Annotated in this window: 22 protein-coding genes and 1 riboswitch; of the genes, 9 read left to right on the top strand and 13 right to left on the bottom strand. The window is 68.5% G+C overall.

Translation table 11 applies throughout. The features are described 5' to 3' along the window. Window positions 1-229: 229 nt before the first annotated feature. The 4 genes from MRB47_RS04380 to MRB47_RS04365 form a co-directional block, all read right to left on the bottom strand. Window positions 230-778 (bottom strand): hypothetical protein, encoded by a 549-nt coding sequence (locus MRB47_RS04380; protein WP_252102004.1) that lies wholly within the window; start codon window positions 776-778, stop codon window positions 230-232. Between the two features lie 22 nt (window positions 779-800). Then, complete coding sequence (gene tldD / locus MRB47_RS04375) at window positions 801-2261, bottom strand: metalloprotease TldD (protein ID WP_252102003.1); 1461 nt, start codon at window positions 2259-2261, stop codon at window positions 801-803. 61 nt (window positions 2262-2322) lie between these two features. After that, on the bottom strand, window positions 2323-3495 hold the full coding sequence (gene rodA / locus MRB47_RS04370; protein WP_252102002.1) for a rod shape-determining protein RodA: 1173 nt from the start codon (window positions 3493-3495) through the stop codon (window positions 2323-2325). 56 nt (window positions 3496-3551) lie between these two features. After that, entirely contained in the window at window positions 3552-4508 is a 957-nt protein-coding gene (locus MRB47_RS04365; protein WP_252102001.1) for a hypothetical protein, read from the bottom strand. Window positions 4509-4722: 214 nt separating this feature from the next. Between MRB47_RS04365 and MRB47_RS04360 the strand changes: the two genes are divergently transcribed. After that, window positions 4723-5475 (top strand): DUF4198 domain-containing protein, encoded by a 753-nt coding sequence (locus MRB47_RS04360; RefSeq protein ID WP_252102000.1) that lies wholly within the window; start codon window positions 4723-4725, stop codon window positions 5473-5475. Window positions 5476-5494: 19 nt separating this feature from the next. Continuing rightward, complete coding sequence (locus MRB47_RS04355; protein ID WP_252101999.1) at window positions 5495-5650, top strand: hypothetical protein; 156 nt, start codon at window positions 5495-5497, stop codon at window positions 5648-5650. Here the strand turns inward: MRB47_RS04355 and MRB47_RS04350 are convergent. Continuing rightward, on the bottom strand, window positions 5599-6132 hold the full coding sequence (locus tag MRB47_RS04350) for a protein kinase domain-containing protein (RefSeq protein WP_252101998.1): 534 nt from the start codon (window positions 6130-6132) through the stop codon (window positions 5599-5601). The two genes, MRB47_RS04355 and MRB47_RS04350, sit on opposite strands and share 52 nt — an antisense overlap. Before the next feature lie 91 nt (window positions 6133-6223). On the opposite strand from MRB47_RS04350, the gene MRB47_RS04345 reads away from it, so the two are divergent. Next, on the top strand, window positions 6224-6811 hold the full coding sequence (locus MRB47_RS04345) for a YqiA/YcfP family alpha/beta fold hydrolase (RefSeq protein ID WP_252101997.1): 588 nt from the start codon (window positions 6224-6226) through the stop codon (window positions 6809-6811). Here MRB47_RS04345 and MRB47_RS04340 read toward each other — a convergent pair whose 3' ends face one another. The 4 genes from MRB47_RS04340 to MRB47_RS04325 form a co-directional block, all read right to left on the bottom strand. Then, on the bottom strand, window positions 6812-8365 hold the full coding sequence (locus MRB47_RS04340; RefSeq protein ID WP_252101996.1) for a PglL family O-oligosaccharyltransferase: 1554 nt from the start codon (window positions 8363-8365) through the stop codon (window positions 6812-6814). A 146-nt stretch (window positions 8366-8511) separates the two neighbouring features. Further along, the gene (locus MRB47_RS04335; RefSeq protein ID WP_371814800.1) at window positions 8512-8907 is read right to left on the bottom strand and encodes a c-type cytochrome; all 396 of its coding nucleotides are present in this window, start codon (window positions 8905-8907) and stop codon (window positions 8512-8514) included. Between the two features lie 71 nt (window positions 8908-8978). Beyond that, a complete protein-coding gene (locus MRB47_RS04330) occupies window positions 8979-9563 on the bottom strand; it encodes a ferritin-like domain-containing protein (protein ID WP_252101995.1) in 585 nt (194 codons plus the stop codon). Window positions 9564-9671: 108 nt separating this feature from the next. Then, window positions 9672-10403, bottom strand: a complete 732-nt coding sequence (locus MRB47_RS04325; RefSeq protein WP_252101994.1) for an RNA polymerase sigma factor — start codon at window positions 10401-10403, stop codon at window positions 9672-9674. Window positions 10404-10531: 128 nt separating this feature from the next. Between MRB47_RS04325 and MRB47_RS04320 the strand changes: the two genes are divergently transcribed. From MRB47_RS04320 to ruvC, 5 genes are all read left to right on the top strand, one after another. After that, a complete protein-coding gene (locus MRB47_RS04320) occupies window positions 10532-12703 on the top strand; it encodes a ribonuclease catalytic domain-containing protein (protein ID WP_088888350.1) in 2172 nt (723 codons plus the stop codon). A gap of 79 nt (window positions 12704-12782) precedes the next feature. Continuing rightward, the gene (locus tag MRB47_RS04315; RefSeq protein ID WP_015914250.1) at window positions 12783-13643 is read left to right on the top strand and encodes an energy transducer TonB; all 861 of its coding nucleotides are present in this window, start codon (window positions 12783-12785) and stop codon (window positions 13641-13643) included. Continuing rightward, the gene (gene aroE, locus MRB47_RS04310) at window positions 13643-14491 is read left to right on the top strand and encodes a shikimate dehydrogenase (protein ID WP_252101993.1); all 849 of its coding nucleotides are present in this window, start codon (window positions 13643-13645) and stop codon (window positions 14489-14491) included. Before MRB47_RS04315 ends, aroE begins: the two co-directional genes overlap by 1 nt. 3 nt (window positions 14492-14494) lie before the next feature. Then, on the top strand, window positions 14495-15217 hold the full coding sequence (gene mtgA, locus MRB47_RS04305; protein WP_123676134.1) for a monofunctional biosynthetic peptidoglycan transglycosylase: 723 nt from the start codon (window positions 14495-14497) through the stop codon (window positions 15215-15217). 79 nt (window positions 15218-15296) lie between these two features. Beyond that, on the top strand, window positions 15297-15857 hold the full coding sequence (gene ruvC / locus MRB47_RS04300) for a crossover junction endodeoxyribonuclease RuvC (protein WP_015914253.1): 561 nt from the start codon (window positions 15297-15299) through the stop codon (window positions 15855-15857). 36 nt (window positions 15858-15893) lie between these two features. Here ruvC and MRB47_RS04295 read toward each other — a convergent pair whose 3' ends face one another. Further along, window positions 15894-17546 (bottom strand): methyl-accepting chemotaxis protein, encoded by a 1653-nt coding sequence (locus tag MRB47_RS04295; RefSeq protein WP_252101992.1) that lies wholly within the window; start codon window positions 17544-17546, stop codon window positions 15894-15896. A 254-nt stretch (window positions 17547-17800) separates the two neighbouring features. Between MRB47_RS04295 and MRB47_RS04290 the strand changes: the two genes are divergently transcribed. After that, complete coding sequence (locus MRB47_RS04290) at window positions 17801-19426, top strand: methyl-accepting chemotaxis protein (protein ID WP_252101991.1); 1626 nt, start codon at window positions 17801-17803, stop codon at window positions 19424-19426. Window positions 19427-19477: 51 nt separating this feature from the next. On the opposite strand, the gene thiC is transcribed toward MRB47_RS04290, so the two are convergent. The 3 genes from thiC to lpxC all read right to left on the bottom strand — a co-directional run bounded on the left by thiC (window position 19478) and on the right by lpxC (window position 22685). After that, complete coding sequence (gene thiC, locus MRB47_RS04285) at window positions 19478-21322, bottom strand: phosphomethylpyrimidine synthase ThiC (protein WP_252101990.1); 1845 nt, start codon at window positions 21320-21322, stop codon at window positions 19478-19480. A gap of 101 nt (window positions 21323-21423) precedes the next feature. After that, window positions 21424-21533, bottom strand: a riboswitch (TPP riboswitch). Between the two features lie 33 nt (window positions 21534-21566). Beyond that, on the bottom strand, window positions 21567-21743 hold the full coding sequence (locus tag MRB47_RS04280; protein ID WP_011806756.1) for a hypothetical protein: 177 nt from the start codon (window positions 21741-21743) through the stop codon (window positions 21567-21569). 18 nt (window positions 21744-21761) lie between these two features. Then, on the bottom strand, window positions 21762-22685 hold the full coding sequence (gene lpxC / locus MRB47_RS04275; RefSeq protein WP_252101989.1) for a UDP-3-O-acyl-N-acetylglucosamine deacetylase: 924 nt from the start codon (window positions 22683-22685) through the stop codon (window positions 21762-21764). Window positions 22686-22903 lie beyond the last annotated feature (218 nt).

The raw sequence follows: 22903 nt of genomic DNA, 5'->3' as shown, positions 1-22903 counted from the left end.
GGGTGAAGATGGAAAACGGAGAACAGATAACAAAAAACCGCCGGGCTTTTCAGCTTCGGCGGTTTCTTAGAGAAGGGGGCTCAGTCTGGGTGCGCGCGTACCTCTCATCCGCCAGGGACAGAGAACCAAAAGTAAAAGTAAAACGCGCCGTGAACTGACATGCGAACCAATGTAGCACGTATTGCGGCACCGCAACATAGGCACCGTGTTGCCGTCGCGCTACAACCGCTTACGGATGCCGTCCCTCGAACCACCACCGGCGCAGGCGCGCCAGCAGTGGCGCACGCGGCGGACGTTCCGCGGCAGGCCGGGTGTCGGGCGCCGATCGCTCCATGCAGGGGTCGCCCTGCATATAGATGTCGAGCACCAGCCGCGCCTCTCCCAGCGTGCGCCAGGCCTGCCGCTCGAAAGTATTGAAGCGCTCGGCCTCAGAGGGGCTGCGCTGCTGCAAGGCCTGCTGCCATTGCGCCAGGGCATCGCGCAATTCGCGCAACGCGCGCTGGTAGACACCGAATTCATACAGCGCATGCCAGGCCGACCCCATGCCAGTGAGGTGCAACTGGTGGCGCCTTGCGCAATGCGCCAGCGCCTCTGCGCTGCGCCGCACGGCCTCGGGCCCCAGCTGCCCCCGGCGCGCGCGCGTGGCGGCCTCGATATGCTGGGCCAGCTCGCCCAGGCTGTCGCGCAGCGCACGCGCGTCCTCGTCCGCCTCGCCGCCGTGCGGGTTACGGTCCGGATCGGTGAAAGTCTGCGGGCGGCTGGAGAGTGGCGCGGGCATGGCACACAACCGGCCGCGGCGCTCAGGCCGTGCCGCCCACCGTCAGGCCATCGATGCGCATGGTGGGCTGGCCCACTCCCACGGGCACGCTCTGGCCTTCCTTGCCGCAGGTGCCCACACCGCTGTCCAGGCGCAGGTCGTTGCCGATCATGGTCACCTTCTTGAGCGACTCCGGGCCGCTGCCGACGATGGTCGCGCCCTTCACGGGGTACTGGATCTTGCCGTTTTCCACCCAGTAGGCCTCGCTCGCGGAGAACACGAACTTGCCGCTGGTGATGTCCACCTGTCCGCCGCCGAAGTTGGTGGCGTACAGGCCCTTCTTGATGCTGGCGACGATTTCCTGCGGATCCTTGTCGCCGCCCAGCATGTAGGTGTTGGTCATGCGCGGCATGGGGATGTGGGCATAGCTCTCGCGCCGGCCGTTGCCCGTGGGCTTGACACCCATGAGGCGCGCATTCATCGCGTCCTGGATGTAGCCCTTCAATATGCCGTCCTCGATGAGCACGTTGCGCTGCGTGGCGTGGCCCTCATCGTCCACGTTGAGCGAGCCGCGGCGGTCGGCCAGCGTGCCATCGTCCAGCACGGTGACGCCCTTGGCCGCCACGCGCTGGCCGATGCGGCCGCTGAAGGCACTCGACCCCTTGCGGTTGAAGTCGCCCTCCAGCCCGTGGCCCACGGCCTCGTGCAGCAGCACACCGGGCCAACCGGGGCCCAGCACCACGGTCATCTCGCCCGCGGGCGCAGGGCGCGACTCGAGGTTGACCAACGCAGCATTCACGGCTTCATGGACATACTGCCCGATCTGCTCGTCGGTGAAATAGGCCAGACCAAAGCGCCCGCCCCCGCCGGCCGAGCCCACCTCGCGGCGGCCGTTCTGCTCGGCGATGACGGTGATCGACAGGCGCACCAGCGGGCGCACATCGGCGGCCATCAGCCCATCGGCACGCGCCACCAGCACCACGTCGTACTCGCTGGCCAGGCCCGCCATGACCTGCACCACGCGCGGGTCCTTGGCGCGGGCACATTGCTCGGCGCGCTCCAGCAGGCGCACCTTGTCGGTGCTGTCCATCGAGGCGATGGGGTCGATGTGCGGGTACAGCGAACGGCTGTTTGCTATCTTTTTTGTAGCTATTCGCGCACGTCCCACCTTATCCGCAGCCGAAATGGACCGTACGGTACGGGCCGCGTCGAGCAGCGAGGCCTCGGAAATATCGTCCGAGTAGGCGAAGGCCGTCTTCTCGCCGCTCACCGCGCGCACGCCCACGCCCTGGTCGATGGAGAACGAGCCCGTCTTGACGATGCCCTCTTCCAGGCTCCAGCCTTCGCTGCGCGTGTACTGGAAGTACAGGTCGGCGTCGTCCACGCGGTGCGCGCGGATCTCCGCCAGGGCGCGGGAGAGGTGGGACTCGTCCAGGCCGAAGGGGGTGAGCAGCAGCTCACGGGCCAGGCCCAGGCGTTCGATGGTGGGTTCGCGGGAAATCATCGGCCGATTGTAGGCAGGCGCCCTAGACCCTGCGTGCACGCAGGTTCCCTCCGCAGCCCCGCTACCGCGCCCGCGGCGGCCCCTGCTCGGGCTGGTGCTGTGCGCGTGCCACCGACATCAGCACCCCCAGCGCCAGCCCCAGCGTGACCATGGCCGTGCCGCCGTAGCTGACGAACGGCAGCGGCACCCCCACCACGGGCAGGATGCCGCTGACCATGCCCATGTTCACGAAGGCATAGGTGAAGAAGATCATCGCCACGGCACTCGCCATGAGGCGCCCGAACAGCGTATTGGCATTGGCCGCAATCGCCAGCCCGCGCCACACCAGCAGCACAAAGCAGACGATCAGGGTGAGGTTACCCACCAGGCCGAACTCCTCGGAAAACGCGGCGAAGATGAAGTCGGTCGTGCGCTCCGGAATGAACTCCAGGTGCGTCTGCGTGCCGGCCATGAACCCCTTGCCCCACACGCCGCCCGAGCCGATGGCGATCATGCCCTGGATGATGTGAAAGCCCTTGCCCAGCGGATCGCGCGTGGGGTCCAGCAGCGTGCAGATGCGCTGCTGCTGATAGTCGTGCAGCACCGGCCAGCGCACGCCCTCGGCGCACAGTTGCGGCTCGAACCAGACGATGAGCGCAATGCCCACCGCGCCCAGCAGCACCGGCGGCACCACCAGCTTCCAGGGCAGGCCCGCAAAGAAAATCACCGACAGCCCCGCGGCCATCACCAGCAGCGAGGTGCCCAGGTCGGGCTGTTTCATGATCAGGCCCACGGGCACCATGAGCAGCGCCCCCGCCACCACGAAGTCCAGCGCACGCAACTGGCCCTCGCGCTTTTGGAACCACCAGGCCAGCATCAGCGGGGTGGCGATCTTCAGCAGCTCGCTGGGCTGGATCACCACACCCACGTTGATCCAGCGCTGCGCCCCCTTCTTGGTGATGCCGAACAGCGCCACGCCCACCAGCAGCGCCACGCCCAGCGTGTACAACGGCACGGCCAGCATCATCAGCCGCTGCGGCGGCACCTGGGCCACCACGAACAGGATGCCCGCGGCCAGCAGCATGTTGCGGCCATGGTCGTAAAAGCGCGTGCCGTGGTCGAAACCCGACGAATACATGGCCACCAGGCCGATGGATGACAACGCCAGCAGCAGCAAGATGAGCGGCCAGTCAAAGCCGCGCAGCAGCGGCAGGAGGCGTTGCGGCAGGGAAGGTTTGTCGAATGCGGCGGCCATGGGGCGCGATTATCGGGCGCCAGGCCAGGCCCCCTGCGTGATTCCAGGACTAGGCATCAGTCGGCCTGGCGAAACGCCAGCACCAGCTGGTTGCGCAACGTGCGCAGCTGCCCCTGCATCTTGTCGTCCACCACCAGGCCGCCAGGGCGCTCATGATCGGCATAGATGAGAGCAAAGGGACGCTGCTTGATCGACAGCGGCAGCAGCAGAAAGCTGGTGGCATCGAAGCTGCCGAGGAACCATGCCGGCAGACGCGCTCGCACACGCTCCTCGGTGGCGTCGGCAATCAGGGTATCGGCGCCCCGCTGGCACACGGCGGCAAACAGGTCATCCGCGTCCTTCAGGGGCACGGCCAGGGCGCGCACGGCGTCTGCGCGGCCCTCGCCCAGTCCGAAACGCCCGGTCATGCGCTCGGTCTTGACCTCGCGCAGGCAGAACACGATGCGCCGCGCGCCCAGGGCACGCAGCATGGTTTCCAGCACCATGCGCACGATGTCATTGAGGCGGAAGTCCTCCACCATGGCGTTGCTGACCTCCTGGATGCCAGCGGCCAGCACCTCGGCCGCCTGGCTGGCGGCAGGCGCCGCATCAGTGGACTGCGCCAGCGTCAAGGGCAGGGTCTGCAGGGCGTCGTAATGCAGCTCATGGCCCGTGGCCGGGTCGGCCCATACCGGCGGCGCATCCAGGGCGGCGGGCGGAGCCAGCAGTCGCGCCGCGGGCGAGCCCTTGTCCACGCGCAAGTCCAGGGCGTCGGCCATGGCGATGAGCTGCTCGCGTGCCAGCACCGTGGCCTTGACGAACTCCTGCTGCGTCATCGAGAAAGCGACCGCATAGTGCGCCGCCAGCTGCTGCAGGCGGGCGCCGGCGGGTTCCGGCTCATGCTGCAGCATGATGGTGGCCGCCTCGTTCGCGGCACGTCCCACCCAGCGCAACCGCTCCACGCCCTCGGGCGGGCGCTGCGGCGGTCGTATGCAGCGCTGCAGGGAATCGGGCAGGCTCCACACACGCGCCACGCCGACACCCAGGTCTTCCAGTCGCTGAGCCCGATCCGATAAACTCCCACAGTGCCTGCGACAAGGTGCCATACACAACAAGAAAGAAAGCAGACTTGTTTAGCCGTCCATTCGTACAGCAGCCAACTATCCAAACAATATCAGTATGAATGCATTTCACCCCTTCCTTGCTGCCCTAACCCTGTGTCTGTCAGGCGCGGCTGCGCAAGCGCACGTGCCTTTTCTCAAGCCGAACCAGTTCCAGGTTGAACATGCGCGGCTGCAAGTGGAATCGGCCTTTACCGAGCTGCCATTTCAGGCCGACTTCGCCATGGATTCGCCGCACTTCGCACTCGTGCAGCCCGACGGCAGCGTACAGCCGCTGACGCCCACCGCCAAAACACCGGCTGCCGTATACCTCACCCCAGCGCTGACAGCTGACGGCACCTACCGCATCACCACCGGCGTGCGCAAAGGCCCGCTGTACAAGGCACTGGAAACAGCCGAAGGCAAGCTGTACTTTGCCGACGACATGGCCCGCCACAGCGGCCGGCCCACCCGCATGCAGTACTTCAGCCGCGCCGACGCCTACCTGGCCAAAGGCCAGCCGCGTTACACGCCGCGCCCATTGGGGCAAGGGGTGGAAATCATTCCCCTGGCCTCTCCGCACACGCTGCACGCGGGCGGCCAGCTACCGCTGCAAGTGCTGAAAAACGGCCAGCCCGTGCCTGGCGCACGCATCGTGGTGGCCGAGGACAACGAGCACTATCGCCAGCACCGCGTGGAAGACCTGTACGACGTGGAAAACGTGCGCAACAGCAACTTGCGCGCGGACACGCAAGGCAAGTTCAGCTTCCGACCGCGCCAGGCGGGGCTGACGCTGCTGTTCGTCACCGTGCATGACAAACTGCCCGACGGCACCTGGGAAAGCCACAACGCCGCCTTGACGCTGGAAACCACCCTGCCTGAGCCGCCAGCCCGCCGATAAAACCCTGAACCCGCCCCGCATGCAGCGCCTGCTGAGCCCCATGCACCACACCGCCCGCCTGCTGCCCATCACCGCGCTCAGCGCCAAGCAGCGCCACGCCATGGCGGCGCTGTACCTGGCGCATTACAACGCCAGCAGCCCCGCGCTGTTCCAGCGCGATTTAAGGCTACGCTGAACAAGCCGTCGTAATTTGCCATGCTGCTCTGAACGACGCAGTTTTTCGGATGTTTTGGCCTCTCGCGCCGCCTGCAGTCCTTCGAGCAGGTCCACCATCAGCTCCACCGCGTCGTGCACCGCACAGCGGCCCTGATGCGCCAGATGCTCGGCCAGCGTGCAGCCCGGCACATATTCGAACACCAGGTAGGGCTGGCCTTCGTGCACGTCGGCCTCGAACACCGGCACGATGCGCGGGTGCGACAGCCGGCCCACATGGCGCGCCTCGCGCAGCCACTGCTCCTGCGCCTGCGCGTCGCCGCCGTCGGCCAGCCACTTGACCGCGACCTCGCGGTGCAGGCGCGTGTCCCGCGCCAGCCACACGGTCGCCTGCGCGCCCCGGCCCAGCACGTGCTGCAACTCGAATCGCCCCAGGCGCTGGCGAGCGGGCATGGCGCCCGCTGCAGCGCCCAGGGTGGCCGGACGGGAAACGGAATCGGGCATGGCGTAAGCTGGCTACAAGATCCACGCATCATCCACTAAAAACCGCCGCCGAACCGGCATTTGCCTTTCGACAGCGCCGACGCTGACAGCCATGCCCACCACCCACCTGCTGTACCTGCACGGCTTTCGCTCCTCGCCCCAGTCCACCAAGGCCCGCCAGGTGGCCGCGCACGTGGCCCAGCACCACCCGGGCGTGACGTTCTGGTGCCCACAGCTGCCCCCCTCGCCGCGCGCGGCGATGGCGCTGGTCGCAGGCGGCATCGCCGACTGGCCGCAGGGACCGGGCATGGCGGTGGTCGGCTCGTCGCTCGGCGGCTACTACGCCAGTTGGGTGGCGCAACAGGCGCGCTGTACCAGCGTGCTGCTCAACCCCGCCGTCCACCCCGCGCGCGACCTGGAACGCTACATCGGCGAGCAGACCGCATGGCACAACCCCGAAGAGCGGTTCTTCTTCCGCCCCGAGTACATCGCCGAGCTGCAGGCGCTGGACGTGCGCCACCTGCCGCCCGCGGGGCCGGAGCTGCTGATCGCCGCGCAGGGTGACGAACTGCTGGACTGGCGCGAGATGGTCGCGCGCTACCCGCAAGCCACCCAGCGCGTACTGCCCGGCGGCGACCACGCGCTGAGCGACTTCGCCCGGCACCTGCCCGAGGTGCTGGCGTTCTGCGACTTGGTCTGATCAGCGCTCCAGCGGTGGGCCACCGGAAGGCTGGCCGCGCTGCCAGCGCCCGAAGTCGTACGGATAGGCGCGGCGGTAGCGGTCGGTGTGCAGCGCCACCTCGTCCTCGCGGCCCAGCAGCCGCGCGCTGGCGATGAGCTTCTCGATCACGCGCGGCTCGGGCGAGTAGTGCAGCAGTTGCAACGCCAGGGCATGCATCTCGGCCGCATTGGCGGGCGTGACCACCGCAGTGGTGAGTTGCGCGAACTGCGCTGGCGCACGGAAGAACCACACCTGCCGCGCCACGTCGGCAGCCGTCAGCGCGCGCAGCGCCGCGGGCCGCTCGGCCGTGGGACGGTACAGCACGCTCACGCGCGCGTAGTCGCGCACCAGCACGAACCCCATGGCCGGTGCCGCCAGCAGTGCCACGCCCGCCACCACCGCACCCACGGGGCGCCAGCGCGCCGCACGCGACAGCCAGGGCGCCAGCAGCACCAGCACGGCCAGCGCGGTGGCCAGTTGGAACGGCCCGTACCACAGCGGGAACTCCAGCAGGCTGTGCACGCCCACAAGGGCCAGCACGCCCCAGGCCAGTTGGCGGTGGGGCTGCGCCTCGCGCCAGGGGCGCGCGCGCAGCGCGGCCCACAGCGGCACGCCGCACAGCAGCAGCGCAGCCGGCAGGCCCAGTTCCACTGCCAGATGCAGCGGCAGGTTGTGGGCGTTGTCCAGCAGCACGCAAAAACGCTCTCCCGCAAACGGGTGGATGTAGTGCGCGTAGTCCAGCTCGCCCCAGCCCCAGCCGGCCCATGGCCGCTGGGCGATCAGCTCCAGCACGTTGGACCACAGCGTAGCGCGGCCGACGCAGGTCTGGGAGCCATCGGCCACCCGCATGAACAGGCCGTCCATGCGCATGCCCGTCCACCGCAGCAACAGCTGCGGCAAGCCCCACGCGGCCACCGCATAAACCGCCAGCCCCACGCCGGCCATGCCGAGCGCCAGTGCGCCGCTGCTGCGCCGCCACACGGCGAGCAGCGCCAACACCACCAGCCACTCCAGCGCCCCCGTGCGCGAGGCCGTGGCCGCGCCCGCAGTGGCCAGCAGCACCATGGCCCAGGGCACCGCGACCGCCGCCAGCACCGGCCAGCGCGCGCCGCGCCCTCCCAGCACCGGGTTGCCGTCCACCTGCTCCTGCAGGCGCGCCACCCACCACAGCAGCGCCCACACGCCCAGCGCCAGCAACGTGGCCTGCTGGTTGCGCTGGCGCAAGTTGCCGAAGGCCAGGCCCGGGCTGGAGGCATGCACCCACGGCGCCCACCCCGGGTCGCCCATGAAGAACTGCACCAGGCCGATGGCCGCGGCCACCAGCGCCGCCAGCAGCAGACCCGCCGCCAGATGGGCGCCCAGGCGCGCGGCACTGGGACGCCAGGCGCCGCACCAAGCCAGCGCCGCCAGCAGCCAGGCGCAGGCGCCGCTGGCCAGCAGCGGCCAAAAGTTGGAATACGGAGCCTCGGTAATGCCAAAGACGAAGGGCAGCGCCATCGCCAAAATCGCCAGCGGCGCGAAATCAGGACGCATGGCGGGGCGGTGGCGCAAAGGCGATGGTGGACGTCATGGTGGCGCCCATCATAGGCGCCGCCATGGCACCAGCCGCACTTCAAGCCAAAAATGCCTCCAGCGCTTTTGCAGCAATCGCTGGTAGCTATCAAAGGCAGAGCAATGGACTACCTGGGCGTGCAGGCGCTCCCCGGCTGCGTGGCCTGGCGCAGCCAGGCGATGAGCGCCGCACGCTCGCCATCGTCCTTCACGCCTGCGTAGCCCATGGACGTGCCGGGCACGGTGGCTGGCGGGTCCTTCAGGAAGCGCTGCAGCGTGCGCTCGTCCCAGACGATGCCGCTGGCCTTCATGGCCGGGGAGTAGCCGTCGAACCCCGGCGCCGTGCCCGCGCGGCGGCCGAACAGGCCGCAGTGCTGCGGTCCCGTGCGGTGGCCCTCGATGGCGTGGCACCCCGCGCAGCGCGCGTAGATCTGCTGGCCGCGCGCCAGCTGGGCTGCGTCAGGCGCCATGGGCTGGGGCGCGGCCGGCGCTGGCGTTGCCGGTGCGGGCCCGGCGACCGCCATGCCCGCAGCACCAAGCGCCAATCCGCCCACCAATGCCCAGGCCCGCCTACGCCCACCCGCCTGGACTCGGGTCATGACATGAACGCCGAGGGCACCGGCGCCTCACCCAGGGCCTGGCGCAGCACGGCCCAGTGCATGGCCTCGTCGCCCAGGATGCTGGCGGCCACCTGCGCCAGGGCACGGTCGGCAAACAGCGGCACCGCGCCCAGGTAGGCCGACACGGCGCCGCGCTCCAGTCCGGCGGCAAAGCGCAGCACGTCGGCTTCGGCCTTGAGCTTGTCGGTCGGCAAGCCGTACTGCGCCTTGGCCTGCACGGGCTTGCCGCCCATCTTCTGCACGGCGCCGGCGATCGCGTCGGCATGCTCCTTGTGGTGGCCCTGGAACTGCTGCGCCAGCGGCAGCACGCCGGAGGTGAGCAGACCGCTCTCGGCGCCCACCTGGTAGGCGGCCACGGCCTCGTACTCCGCCGCCAGTGCGGTGTTGAGGATGCGCACGTCGGCCTCGTGCTGTCGCGCATCGGTCTTGGCGCCAGCGGCCAGCGCGTCGCGCCCGCCCAGCAGGGCCACGGCCGAGGCCGAGAGCACGGCCGCGCCCACCGTGCGGCGGCGCGCGAGCAGCGCGGAAGAAGGAGTCAAGAGGAAGGAAGAGTGGTTCATGGTCATCTCCTTGAAGAAAGGGACAAGTGCCGCGCCGGCGGCGCGGGTAATCGGCGCGGCGCGCAGCGGCGCACGGGCCATAGGCGTGGGCGGGGTGGCGCCGGCCCGTCAGGCCAGCAGCCCGCGCCGCGCCAGTGCGTCCAGCACCTGCTGCACGACCTGGTCGCAGCGCGCGCCCGCAAACGGAAAGACGCTGTCGGCGCAGGCTTCCACCCGCGCGCCCAGCGCGTCGCGCAACATGGCGCGCGAGCGCAGGTAGCGGGTGCGCACCAGCTCTTCGCTGATGTCCAGACAGAAGGCCGCCTCCTGCACGTTCATCTCCTGCACGGCACGCAGGAGGAACACGCTGCGGTACAGCGGCGGCAGGCTGTGCACGGCCGACTCCAGCAGGGCGCGCAACTGGGCACGCGCAAGTGCCTGGTCGGGCGCGTCGTCGGGCGGGGCGAAATAGGACATGGCATCCTCCGGCTGCGGCTCCTGGTCGCTGGCCTGCGCGGGGTCGATGGCCACGCTGCGCGCACGCCGGCGCAAGACGTCCAAGGCCGTGCGCAGGCAGATGCGCGCCAGCCAGGTGCCCAGCGCGGCATCGCCGCGGAAGGCCCGCAGCCGCGTGAAGGCGCGCAAATAGGCCTCCTGCACCACGTCCTGCGCCTCGGCGTCGTCATGCACCACGCCGCGCGCGGCGCGAAACATCAGCCGGTTGTGGCGCCGCATGATGGCGGCGAAGGCTCCCGCCTCGCCGGCGAGGGCGCGTGTCACCAAGGCCGCGTCCGCCGCACGGTCGGCGATGGGGGTGGCAGTGACAACCGCCGCCTGCGGTAAGTCCTCGGATGGGTGCATGGCTCGCCTCGCTTTCGTTGAGACCCTTTGCCCATTGGACGCACGCCGAAGGCCTGGCGTGACAAACACCCGCAATCACCTGCCACGAACAGGGGCGCTGCCCGCCGCCATGGGAAAATCGCGCCCCTATGCATGCACTGTTCGACGAAGCCGGCAAGTTCCTGGCCGGCCGCATCCTCTCCGAAGCCGAAAGCTCGGCACAGATTGAGCTCGACTCGGGTAAACGCGTCAAGGTCAAGGCCGCCAACATCCTGTTGAAGTTCGACAAGCCCGCCCCGGCCGAGCTGCTGGCGCAGGCGCGCGAGATCGCCGCCGGCGTGGAGCTTCCGCTGGCCTGGGAGTTCGCGCCCGAGGAGGAGTTCGGCTTCGCCGAGTTGGCGCGCGACTATTTTTCTGCCCAGGCGCCAGTGACCGAGCAGGCTGGCATGCTGGTGGCGCTTTTCGAGGCGCCGCACTACTTCCGCCGCGCGGGCAAGGGGCGTTTTCGCAAGGCGTCGGCCGAGGTGCTGCAGCAGGCCCTCGCCGCCATCGAGAAGAAAAAGCAGATTCAGGCGCAGATCGACGCCTGGGCCGCCGAACTCGTCGCCGGCACCTGCCCGCAACCCGTGCGCGAGCAGCTCTACAAAATTCTGTTCCGCCCCGACAAGAACGCGCCCGAGTACAAGGCCGTGGTCGAGGCCAGCCGCAGCGCGCAGAAGGCTCCGCTGGACCTGTTGCAGGCCGCGGGTGCGATCGACTCCAGCTACCAGTTCCACTGGAAGCGGTTTTTGTTCGACAACTTCCCCAAGGGCACGGGCTTTCCCCAGCTGGCGGCACCCCAGCCGCCGGCCGACCTGCCGCTGGCGGATGTGCAGGCCTATTCCATCGACGATTCGGCCACCACCGAGATCGACGACGCCCTGTCGGTACAGGGCCTGGGCACCGGCACCGTGACGCTGGGCATCCACATTGCAGCGCCGGGCCTGGCGATCCAACCCGGGGGCGACCTGGACAAGCTGGGGCGCACGCGCCTGTCCACCGTCTACATGCCGGGCTACAAGATCACCATGCTGCCCGACGAGGTGGTGCAGATCTACACGCTGGACGAGGGCCGCGCCAACCCGGCCGTGTCGCTGTATGTGACGATCGACGAGGCCACGCTGGCCATTACCGCCACCGAGACGCGCCTGGAGCGCGTGCCCGTGACGGTGAACCTGCGCCACGACCAGCTCGACCACATCGTGACGGAAGAGTGGTTGGCCGACCCAACCATTCAACATGAAAACACGCCACAGGCCTTGCTGGATCTGCGCGAGCAGCTCTCCTTTTTGCACCGACTGGCCAAGCAGCTCAAGGCCCAGCGCGAAGTCGTGCGCGGCAAGCCCGAAACCTTCAACCGCCCCGACTACACCTTCCGGCTGAGCGCCGCCCGGCCGCCCGAAGGCGCGAACGCCCCCGCGGGGGGCAGCGCAGCCAGCGAAGCGGCAAGCGTGGGGGCCCACAAGCCCCGCAACGACGGCGCCGAGCCCAACGGCAGCGAAACGGTGGACATCACCACCCGCAAGCGCGGCGCGCCGCTGGACCTGATCGTGGCCGAGGCCGCCATCGTCGCCAACAGCACCTGGGGCAACATGCTGGCCGAGCACGGCGTGCCCGGCATCTACCGCAGCCAGGCCAGCCTGGCGCCGGGGGTCAAGGTGCGCATGTCCACCAAGGCGCTGCCGCACGCCGGCATCGGCGTGAAGAGCTACGCCTGGGCCACCTCGCCGCTGCGCCGCTACGTGGACCTGGTGAACCAGTGGCAGATCATTGCCTGCGCGCGCCACGGCAAGACCGCTGCACTGGCCGCACCGTTCAAGCCCAAGGACGCGGAGCTGTTCTCCATCATCAGCAGTTTCGATGCCGCCTACAGCGCCTACAACGGCTACCAGGCTGGCATGGAGCGCTTCTGGACGCTCAAGTACCTGCAGCAGAACCAGATCACCGAGCTGGACGCCACCGTGTTCAAGGAAGGGCCGAACGGCAGCTTCCTGGTGCGCGCCGACACCCTGCCACTGGTGCTGCCCGTGCTGGGCGCGCAGCAGCTGCCGCGCGGCGCACGCGTGCGCGTCAAGCTCGGCGAGATCGACGAGATCACGCTGGACGTGGCGGGCACCCTGGTGGCGCGCCTGGACGACCCGCTGGATGCCAGCGACGACGGCCCGGTGGACGAGGACGAGGGCGACGAGGAGGCCGTGGCCGGCCCGATCGCCATCGCGGTCGATGTCAACGAGGCCGAGGGCGAGGGCGCCGGCGGCACCGCTGATAATCGGGCGCCGTGACAACCGCTCCCTTGCTCCACCGCCATGCAGCGCGCCGCCCCACAGGGGCGCCGCGGCCTGCAGTGATGGCGGCCCGACGATGAAAATCTCCACCCTGCTTCAACGCCTGACGACGCTGCAGATCGCGCTGGGCGTCTCCATCGCCGTGCATGCCGCACTGCTCACGGTGCGCTTCGTGGACCCCGAGAGCTTCAACCGCGTGTTCCAGGACACGCCGCTGGAGGTGATCCTGGTCAACGCGCAGTCCAACGAGCGCCCCGACAAGGCGCAGGCCATCGCGCAGGCGTCGCTGGCCGGTGGCGGCGAGGCCGCCAAGGGACGCGCCACCAGCCCCCTGCCTTACTCGGCCCTCACCACGATCGGCGACGACCTGGAAGAAGCCCAGCGCAAGATGGACCAGATGCTGGAGCAGCAGACCCAGATGCTGGCCCAGCTGCGCAAGCAGCTCGCCGTGCTGCCCGAGCCCGACCCGCGCAAGCCCAGCCAGAGCACCGACAGCCAGGCCCAGGACGAAAAGCGCCGCCAGCTGGTGAAGCTGCTGGCCGAGATCGAAAAGCGCATCAACGAGGAAAACGCCCGCCCGCGCAAGCGCTACATCAGCCCCGCCACGCGCGAAGAGGTGTACGCCGTGTACTACGACGCGCTGCGCCGCAAGGTCGAGGACAAGGGCACGCAGAACTTCCCCGAGCAGGGCGGCAAGAAGCTCTACGGCGAGCTGATCATGATCCTGACCGTGAACCATGACGGCCGCGTGCTGGCCACCGAGGTGGTGCAGGGCTCGGGCAACCGCCTGCTGGACCGCCGCGCCGAGGCCATCGCCCGCGCCGCGGGGCCCTTTGGCCACTTCGGCCCGGCGATGCGCGCCAAGGCCGATCAGATCGCCGTGGTCTCGCGCTTCAAGTTCACGCGCGACCAGACCCTGGAAACCGACCTGCGCTGATGACCGCCGCCGCCGACCTCTACTGCGTGATGGGCAACCCCATCGCCCATAGCCGCTCGCCGTGGATCCACGCGCGCTTTGCCCAACTGACGGGCCAGTCGCTGCACTACGAGCGCCGCCTGGTTCCGCTGGACGGCTTCGCCCAGGCGCTGCAGAGCTTCGCCGCCGAAGGCGGGCGCGGCTGCAACATCACCGTGCCGTTCAAGCTGGAGGCCGCGCAACTGGCCACCACGCGCAGCGAGCGCGTGCAGTTGGCCGGCGCGGCCAATACCCTCGTGTTCGACGGCGGCAGCATCCATGCCGACAACACCGACGGCCTGGGCCTGGTGGCCGACATCACGCAAGGCGCTGGCGCTCCACTCGCCGGGCGCGACGTGTTGCTGGTGGGCGCGGGCGGCGCGGCCGCCGGCGTGCTGGGCCCGCTGCTGCGGCAGCACCCCCGGCGCATCGCCGTCGTGAACCGCACGCCCGCGCGCGCCCAGGCACTGGTGGACAGCCACGCCGCGCTCGCAGTGCTACAAAAAACAGAGCTACTGGCGCTGGACATGCAAGCGCCAGGGTCCGATTTCGATGTGATCATCAACGCCACGGCCAGCAGCCTGGAAGGCGGCCCGGTGCCCGTGCCCGCCAGCGTGCTGCGCCCCGGGAGCCTGGCCTACGACATGATGTACGGCCCCGCGGCGCAGCCCTTTCTGGACTGGGCCACGGCCCACGGCGCCACCGCGCGCGACGGACTGGGCATGCTGGTGGAGCAGGCGGCCGAGGCGTTCCTGCTCTGGCGCGGCGTGCGCCCGCCGTCGGCCCCGGTGCTGCAGGAGCTGCGCGCGGCCATCGCCGCGGGGGCCTGAGGCATGCGGGGCGCACTGCGCTGGTGCATGCTGGTGCTGCTGGCACTGCTGGCGCTGCAGCTGTTCTTCGTGGCGCGCATCGCGGCCATGGCGGTGATCGACCCGGAATCCACCACGTTCCAGCGGTCCGAGGCCTGGGCGCAATGGTCCCAAGGCAGCGGCGTGCGCTGGCGCCAGCAGTGGGTGCCGTACGCACAGATATCCGACCACCTCAAGCGCGCGGTGGTCGCATCGGAGGACGACAACTTCGTCAACCACGACGGCGTGGACTGGGATGCCATCGAAAAGGCCTGGGAGCGCAATGCGCGCATCGAGGCGCAACTGGCCGCCCGGCCGTCGGCCACGGGGCGTGCGCCCAAGATCCGCGGCGGCTCCACCATCACCCAGCAACTGGCCAAGAACCTGCTGCTGTCGGGCGAGCGCAACCTGGTGCGCAAGGGGCAGGAATTCGTGCTCACCCTGGCGCTGGAGCAGCTCCTGCCCAAGCAGCGCATCCTGGAGATCTACCTGAACAACGTGGAATGGGGGGCAGGCGTGTTCGGCGCCGAGGCCGCCGCGCAGCGCTACTTCGGCAAGAGCGCACGCCAGCTCACCGCGCCCGAGGCCGCGCGCCTGGCCGTGATGCTGCCGGCACCCAAACGCTTCGAGAAGGCGCCCGGCTCCGCCTACCTGGCCGGGCGCACGCGCGCGCTGCTGGCGCGCATGGGGCGCAGCGAGTTGCCCTGAACCACGTGTCATTCATACAAGCAAAATCGGCCTCAAAACCAATAGCAGCAATCGCGAACAGCTATAAATTTAATAGTCCATGAGAATCCTTGGCATCGACCCCGGACTGCAGACCACGGGCTTCGGCGTGGTGGACGTGGACGGCCATCGCCTGCGCTACGTGGCCAGCGGCACCATCCGCACCACGGGGCGCGCCACGGGCCTCGCGCTGGGGGACCTGCCGGGCCGGCTCAAGGTGCTGTTCGACGGCGTGAGCGAGGTGGCCGCGCGCTACCAGCCCAGCACGGCGGCGGTGGAAATCATCTTCGTCAACGTCAACCCGCAGTCCACGCTGTTGCTGGGCCAGGCGCGCGGCGCGGCGCTCACCGCGCTGGTGAATGCCAACCTGCCCGTGGCCGAATACACCGCGCTGCAGATGAAGAAGGCCGTGGTAGGCCACGGCCGCGCGGCCAAGTCGCAGGTGCAGGAGATGGTGCGCCGTCTGCTGGAGTTGCCCGGCCTGCCGGGCACCGATGCCGCCGACGCCCTGGGCCTGGCCATCACCCACGCGCACGCCGGCGCGGCCATGGCCCGCGTGGGCGAGGTCGCGCAGCTCACGCGGCGCCAGCACGCCATGTACAAGGCCGGGCGCAGTTACTGAACGACTGAACGCGGCCCTTGCCTCTGGGGCCTTTCCCTACGCAGCAAGCGCGGGCAAGCCAACGTCCTTCTCCGCCATTTCCGGAGCGGTGGTTGCGCGCGCCAACGCCACGGCCCTCGGCTGCGGCGCGCCGCCCTGCAGCTTGAAGCGGCTGACCGCCTCGGTCAGTCGGCCCGCCTGGTCGCGCAGCGACTGCGACGCGGCTGCGGACTCTTCCACCAGCGCGGCGTTCTGCTGCGTCATCTGATCCAGGTGGCTGACCGATTGGCCCACCTGGCCAATGCTGCCCGCCTGCTCGGCGGCCGCGCTGGTGATCTCGGCCACGATGTCGGAAACCCGGCGCACGCTGGCCACGATCTCGGTCATGGTCTCGCCCGCCTGCGCCACCAGGCGCGAGCCGCCCTCCACCCGCTCGACGGAGGCGCCGATCAGCGCCTTGATTTCCTTGGCGGCGTCGGCGCTGCGTTGCGCCAGGCTGCGCACCTCGCTGGCCACGACGGCGAAGCCCCGGCCCTGTTCGCCGGCGCGCGCGGCCTCCACGGCGGCATTGAGTGCCAGGATGTTGGTCTGGAACGCGATGGAGTCGATCACGCCCGTGATGTCGCCGATGCGCCGCGAGCTGTCGGAAATCTCGCCCATGGTCTGCACCACCTGCGCAACCACCGCGCCGCCGCGCACCGCCACCTCGGCCGCGTTGGCCGCGAGCCCGCTGGCCTGGCGGGACGATTCGGCACTGTGCTGCACCGTGCCGGTGAGCAACTCCATGGACGAGGCGGTCTGCTGCAGGCTGGCGGCGGTCTGCTCGGTGCGCTGGCTCAGGTCCTGGTTGCCCAGGGCGATCTCGTCACTGGCCGTGGCGATGCTGCCCGCGGCCTGCTGCACCTGGCCCACCAGGGTGCGCAGCGCATCCTGCATGCGGCCCATGGCAGCGACGAGGCTGCCGATCTCGTCACGCTGGCGGGACTGCACCGCATGCGACAGGTCGCCCGCGGCAATGCGCTCGGCCAGCGCGCGCGCCTGCTCCAGCGATTGCGTGATGGAACGCACGCTGAACAACGTCAGCGGAACGAGCACCGCCAACCCCAACAGCACGGCTGCAGCAATCAGCGTTGACATGGTGGCGGTGCGCTGGTCCAGGGCGGCGCGAGCCTCTTCCATGTGGCCGCGCGCCTGCGTGGCCAGGCTGGCCAGCAGGGCATCGGTGGTGTCCATGTGGGCCTTGAAACGCTCGGCATACGCCCCCGCACCCGCGCCATCAAGCAGGGCGCGCTCGATCTGGTCGAAGATCGGCACGAGCCCGCCTTCGTACTGCCCGACCTCGGCCAGCGCTTTGTCCAGTGCGCCGGTGAATTCCACGTTGCCGGCCTGCACCTCGCGCACCTGCGCCATGCTCTTGCGCAGCGCATCCAATTGGCGGCTCCAGCCCTCACGCAGCGCCTGCACCTCCACGGCGTTGTTGAAGTTGATGATGATGTCCTTCTCGGCGCGGCGCAGGTGCCCCAAGCCGGTGCGAAGTTCGGCCATGTCGGTGAGCGTTTGCACCTGGCGCGCAAACAGCTCTTGCAGCGTGGTGCGCGAGCGGTCGAGCGCAACGTAGCCCAGAGCGCCCACTGCAGTCAGCAGGACCAGGGAAAAAGTCGTGGCGAAATACAGCCGCGCGCGAATGGAAAGCTGCCCCAGAACCCTCATGGCATTCCTTTGCTGAACATGATGACCGGCGTGTGCAAGTTCCACGCCATGGCAGAGATACCGCCTCGTGGGCGGACCGGAATGCAACTGTATGTTGCAAGCGCTCAATCCCAAGGCAGGGTAATCACGGTCCCGTTGTCTCTGGTGAGATGGGGCTTAGGGAACGCGGCAAGGCATGCCTAGAAAACATATTGTCACAATCTTTGTCCATAGTGCGGTTCGGCCCTAGGGCTTTGCTCACCCCGAACACGCGCATGTCCTTCTCTTCTTCCCCTACCCGCTCTCTTTCCATCGGCCCGCTGGGTCGCCGGCTGCTGGGCCTGTTCATGACGGTGCTGGCGCTGAGTCTGGTCGGCTCGGCCATCGGCGTGTGGTCGCTGCGGCACATCGGCCAGTCGACCGACGACATGGTTCAGCACAGCGTGGCCAACGAACGGCTGGTGGCCGACGCCTATCGGCTGCAGGCCATCAATGCCGAGCGCTACAAGGCCGTGGCGTTGAGTTCAGAACCCGAGGTGGGGCAAGCCATCGGCGCCGACATTGCCGCTACGCAGCAGCAGTACGACAGGCTGGTAGCCACCCTGGCGCAGCGGCTGGCCGGCACAGCCGACGAGGAACTGCTGTCCCGCGTGAAGGCGCGGGCCGTCGACTTCCACGAGGCCCAGGCCGCACTGGTGCAGGCACGCGACTTCGGCCTCACGTCACGTATTCAGCAGGTGTATGGCGAACGCTTCCTGCCCGCGTCCCAGGCATTGCTGGGGTCGCTGGATGCGCTCACGCAGTCGCAGCGCCAGTCCATCGACACGGCCGCCCTGGCCGTGGGCGGCTGGAGCCAGCAGGCGCGCTGGTCGCTGCTGGCGTTCGGCAGCCTGTCCCTGGTGCTGGGCACCCTGCTCGCGCTGTGGCTGGTGCGCAGCATCACGCGGCCCATTGCACTGGCCAGCGACACCGCGCAGCGTGTTGCGGGGCTGGACCTGCGCCAGGACATCGTGGGCCACGACCGGGACGAAACCGGGCACATGCTGACGTCCCTGTCGGTCATGCAGTCCGCGCTGCGCAGCCTGGCGGGACAGGTGAGCACCTCCGTGCACAGCCTGCACACGGCTTCGTCCGAGATGGCCAACGGCAACGCCCACCTGTCCACCCGCACCGAGGAGGCCGCAGCCAGCCTGCAGGAAACGGCCGCCGCGCTGGAGCATGTGACACGCGCCGTTCAACAATCGGCCGAGACCGCCGAGCATGCCGAGGCACGCGCCGCACAGGCGGCAGCCACCGCGCACGAAGGCAGCAACGTGGTGACGCGCATGGAGCAGACCATGCAGCAAGTGGCGCACAGCGCGCACCAGATCGGCGACATCACGGGCATGATCGACTCGATCGCGTTCCAGACCAACATCCTGGCGTTGAACGCCGCGGTGGAAGCCGCACGTGCCGGCGAACAGGGCCGCGGTTTCGCGGTGGTGGCCAGCGAGGTGCGCAGCCTGGCGAACCGCTCGGCCGAGGCCGCGCGCGAGATCAAGGCGCTAATCCAGGCGTCCGTGCAGCAGGTGGATGCCGGCGCCACCCTGGCCGCTGATGCGGGGCGCACCATGGCGCAGGTGGTGGCGGCCATCCAGGACGCCGCGCGCACGATGGCCGACATACGCTCCAGCCACCATGCGCAGCAGCAGGACATCCTCTCCATCCACTCGGCCCTGTCGCGGCTGGACCAGATGACCCAGCAGAACGCGGCCCTGGTGGAAGAGTCCGCGGCCGCCACCGAGAGTTTGCGCGGCCAGGCCCATGAGCTGGCGGCGCAGGTCAGCCGCTTTCGCCTGCCGGGTGAACTGGCGCACGCACTGCCGTCGCCCATGCCCACCCGGCTGCTGGCCGCGGCCTGATACGGTCACTTGGAGCCGGCCGGGCATGACAGGCCGGCGGCTTTGCGTGGGTCAGTCGGCGCGGTGGATGGGCACGTAGAGCTCGCCGCCCGTGCGGTTGAACTCCTCTGCCTTGGACTGCAGGCCCTGTTGGGCGAATTCGCGCACTTCCTGCGTGATCTTCATCGAGCAGAACTTCGGCCCGCACATGGAGCAGAAGTGCGCCACCTTGGCGCTGTCCTTGGGCAGGGTCTCGTCGTGGTACTCCTTGGCCGTATCGGGGTCCAGGCCCAGGTTGAACTGGTCCTGCCAACGGAAGTCGAACCGCGCCTGGCTCAGCGCGTCGTCGCGCGCACGGGCACCGGGGTGGCCCTTGGCCACGTCGGCCGCGTGGGCCGCGATCTTGTAGGCAATGATGCCCTGCTTGACATCGTCGCGGTCGGGCAGGCCCAGGTGCTCCTTGGGCGTCACGTAGCACAGCATGGCCGTGCCCATCCAGCCAATCATGGCGGCGCCGATGGCGCTGGCGATGTGGTCGTAGCCGGGGGCGATGTCGATGGTCAGCGGGCCCAGGGTGTAGAACGGCGCCTCGTGGCAGGTCTTGAGCTGCTCCGTCATGTTGGCCTGGATCATGTGCATGGGCACGTGGCCGGGGCCTTCGATCATGGTCTGCACGTCGTGCTTCCAGGCAATCTGCGTCAGCTCGCCCAGCGTGTGCAGCTCGGCGAACTGGGCTTCGTCGTTGGCGTCCGAGGCGCAGCCCGGACGCAGGCCATCACCCAGGCTGAACGACACGTCGTACGCCTTCATGATGTCGCAGATGTCCTCGAAGTGCGTGTAGAGGAAGCTCTCCTTGTGGTGCGCCATGCACCACTTGGCCATGATGGAGCCGCCACGGGACACGATGCCCGTGCGGCGCGCGGCGGTGAGCTGGATGTAGGCCAGGCGCACGCCCGCGTGGATGGTGAAATAGTCCACGCCCTGCTCGGCCTGCTCGATCAGCGTGTCGCGGAAGATCTCCCAGGTCAGGTCCTCGGCAATGCCACCGACCTTTTCCAGCGCCTGGTAGATAGGCACCGTGCCGATGGGCACCGGCGAGTTGCGCACGATCCAGTCGCGCGTGGTGTGGATGTTCTTGCCGGTGGACAGGTCCATCACGTTGTCGGCGCCCCAGCGGATGGCCCAGACGAGCTTCTCCACCTCTTCCTCGATGCTCGACGTGACGGCGGAGTTGCCGATGTTGGCGTTGATCTTCACCTTGAAGTTGCGCCCGATGGCCATGGGCTCCACTTCGGGGTGGTTGATGTTGGCGGGAATGATGGCGCGGCCACGGGCGACCTCGTCGCGCACGAACTCGGGCGTGATGATTTTCGGAATGCTCGCACCCAGTGGGTTGCCGGCCAGGCGCTGCTCGCGCGCGGCGTCCTGCATGTATTGCTGCATCCACTCGCGGCGACCGTTCTCGCGCAAGGCCACGTATTCCATCTCGGGAGTGACGATGCCCTTCTTCGCGTAGTGCATCTGCGTGACGTTGGCGCCGCTCCTGGCGCGCAGCGGCTGGCGCTGCAGCGCCGCAGCCTCGGCGCGCAGCTGGGCCAGGCGGTCGCCATCCTCGGCCTTCTGGCCGTCGTCCAGCGCCTTGCGTACGCGACCCTCATAGCCCTCGGTGTCGCCGCGCGCGGCAATCCATTCGCCCCGCACGCTCGCAAGGCCCTTGCGCACGTCGATCTGCACGGCAGGATCGGTATAGGGGCCGGACGTGTCGTACACGCTCACCACTTCGCCGTTGGTGAGCTGAATGTCGCGCACCGGCACGCGCAGCCCGGGTTGGCTGCCGGCGAGGTAGGACTTGGTGGAAGCGGGAAAGGGTTCGCGCGTGAGCGCAAGCAGGCTGGCGAACTTGTCGGGGGCATTCATGGCGGGCAGCTCCTTCATCGGCGGGATGGATGGAATTGCTCCGCTATCGATCGGATGGACGGACGGAGCACGACCCTTCTTGCGGGTGTACCCGTTTCCCCCTATCCGACTGCAGCTCTTCTTACGCTGGTATGAACCAGATCAAGTTCGCGGTTCCGGCGGTCAGGTCCGCCATCTCAGCACGCCGTTACGTGCACCCCGGAGCGGGGCCGAGTATAGGCGACTTGACCGCCAGCAAGGTGCCTTACAGCAGACGCTCGAGGATCAGCACCAGGAAGAACATGGACGCCGCGATCACGGTCCATTTGACGATGACCAGTCCAAAACGCTTGTAGCGCTGCTGTCCCGTAGCGGCAAAAAAGGCAAACGACACGCCGGCAGCCAGCAGCAGCAGAAGGACAGCCCATCGGAAGATCAACATGCACGCGTCCCCCGTCCGTTACCAGGCACGCACCGGCTGTGTGAAACCTGCGGGCGCCTGGCGCTCATTCTCGAAGGTCACGATCTCCCACGCATCCTCGTGGGCCAGCAGTTCGCGCAACAGCAGGTTGTTCATGGCGTGGCCCGAGCGGAAGGCGCTGTAGGCCGCCAGCAGCGGCTTGCCCACGAGGTACAGGTCGCCCATGGCGTCCAGGATCTTGTGCTTGGCGAACTCGTCGTCGTAGCGCAGGCCGTCGGCGTTGAGCACCTTGTAGTCGTCCATGACGATGGCGTTGTCCAGCCCCCCGCCCAGCGCCAGGCCGCTGGTGCGCAGCATCTCCACGTCCTTGGTGAAGCCGAAGGTGCGCGCGCGGGCGATGTCGCGCGCGTAGTTGCCGCTCCCAAGGTCGAACTCCACGCTCTGCCCCGTGGAATCGACGGCGGGGTGGGCGAAATCGATCTCGAAGCGCAGCTTGAAGCCGTGGTAGGGCTCCAGGCGCGCCCACTTGAGGTTGTGCCCCTCGCCCTCGCGCACCTCGACGGGGCGCGTGACGCGGATGAAGCGCTTGGGGGCGTTCTGCAACTCGACGCCCGCGCTCTGCAGCAGGAACACGAAGGACGCCGAGGAGCCGTCGAGGATGGGCACCTCCTCGGCCGTGATGTCGATGTACAGGTTGTCCAGCCCCAGGCCGGCGCAGGCCGACATGAGGTGCTCCACGGTATGCACCTTCGCACCGCCGGCGCCAATGGTCGAGGCCATGCGCGTATCCACGACAGCCGTGGCGGTAATGGGAATGTCCACGGGCTCCGGCAGATCTACGCGGCGGAACACGATCCCCGTGTCCGGCTGTGCCGGGCGCAACGTCAACTCGACCCGCTGGCCGCTGTGCAGGCCTACGCCCACGGCGCGGGTCAGGGTCTTGATGGTGCGTTGCTGAAGCATCCCGCGATTTTAGGCGGCCAGACACGGGCCGACAGTACCCCTTTTCTATGACGTTGATAGCAGGCAGACGTTCTGCCGCCTGCCTTGCGCGTCGATCGGCAGAAGCGCTGACGCACGGACAACGCGCAGGTCGCCGAACAAAATTGGAACAAATGAGATAATTATGTAAATAAATGTTTTTAAAACTCGCCATCTTGGCGAATTTCGGAGAAAGCCCC

The organism is Diaphorobacter sp. LI3, assembly GCF_022807955.1.
Taxonomy (GTDB): Bacteria; Pseudomonadota; Gammaproteobacteria; order Burkholderiales; family Burkholderiaceae_C; genus Diaphorobacter; species Diaphorobacter nitroreducens.
Note: the sequence above shows the minus strand (reverse complement) of the source record. Positions and strands in the feature narration are given on the sequence as shown.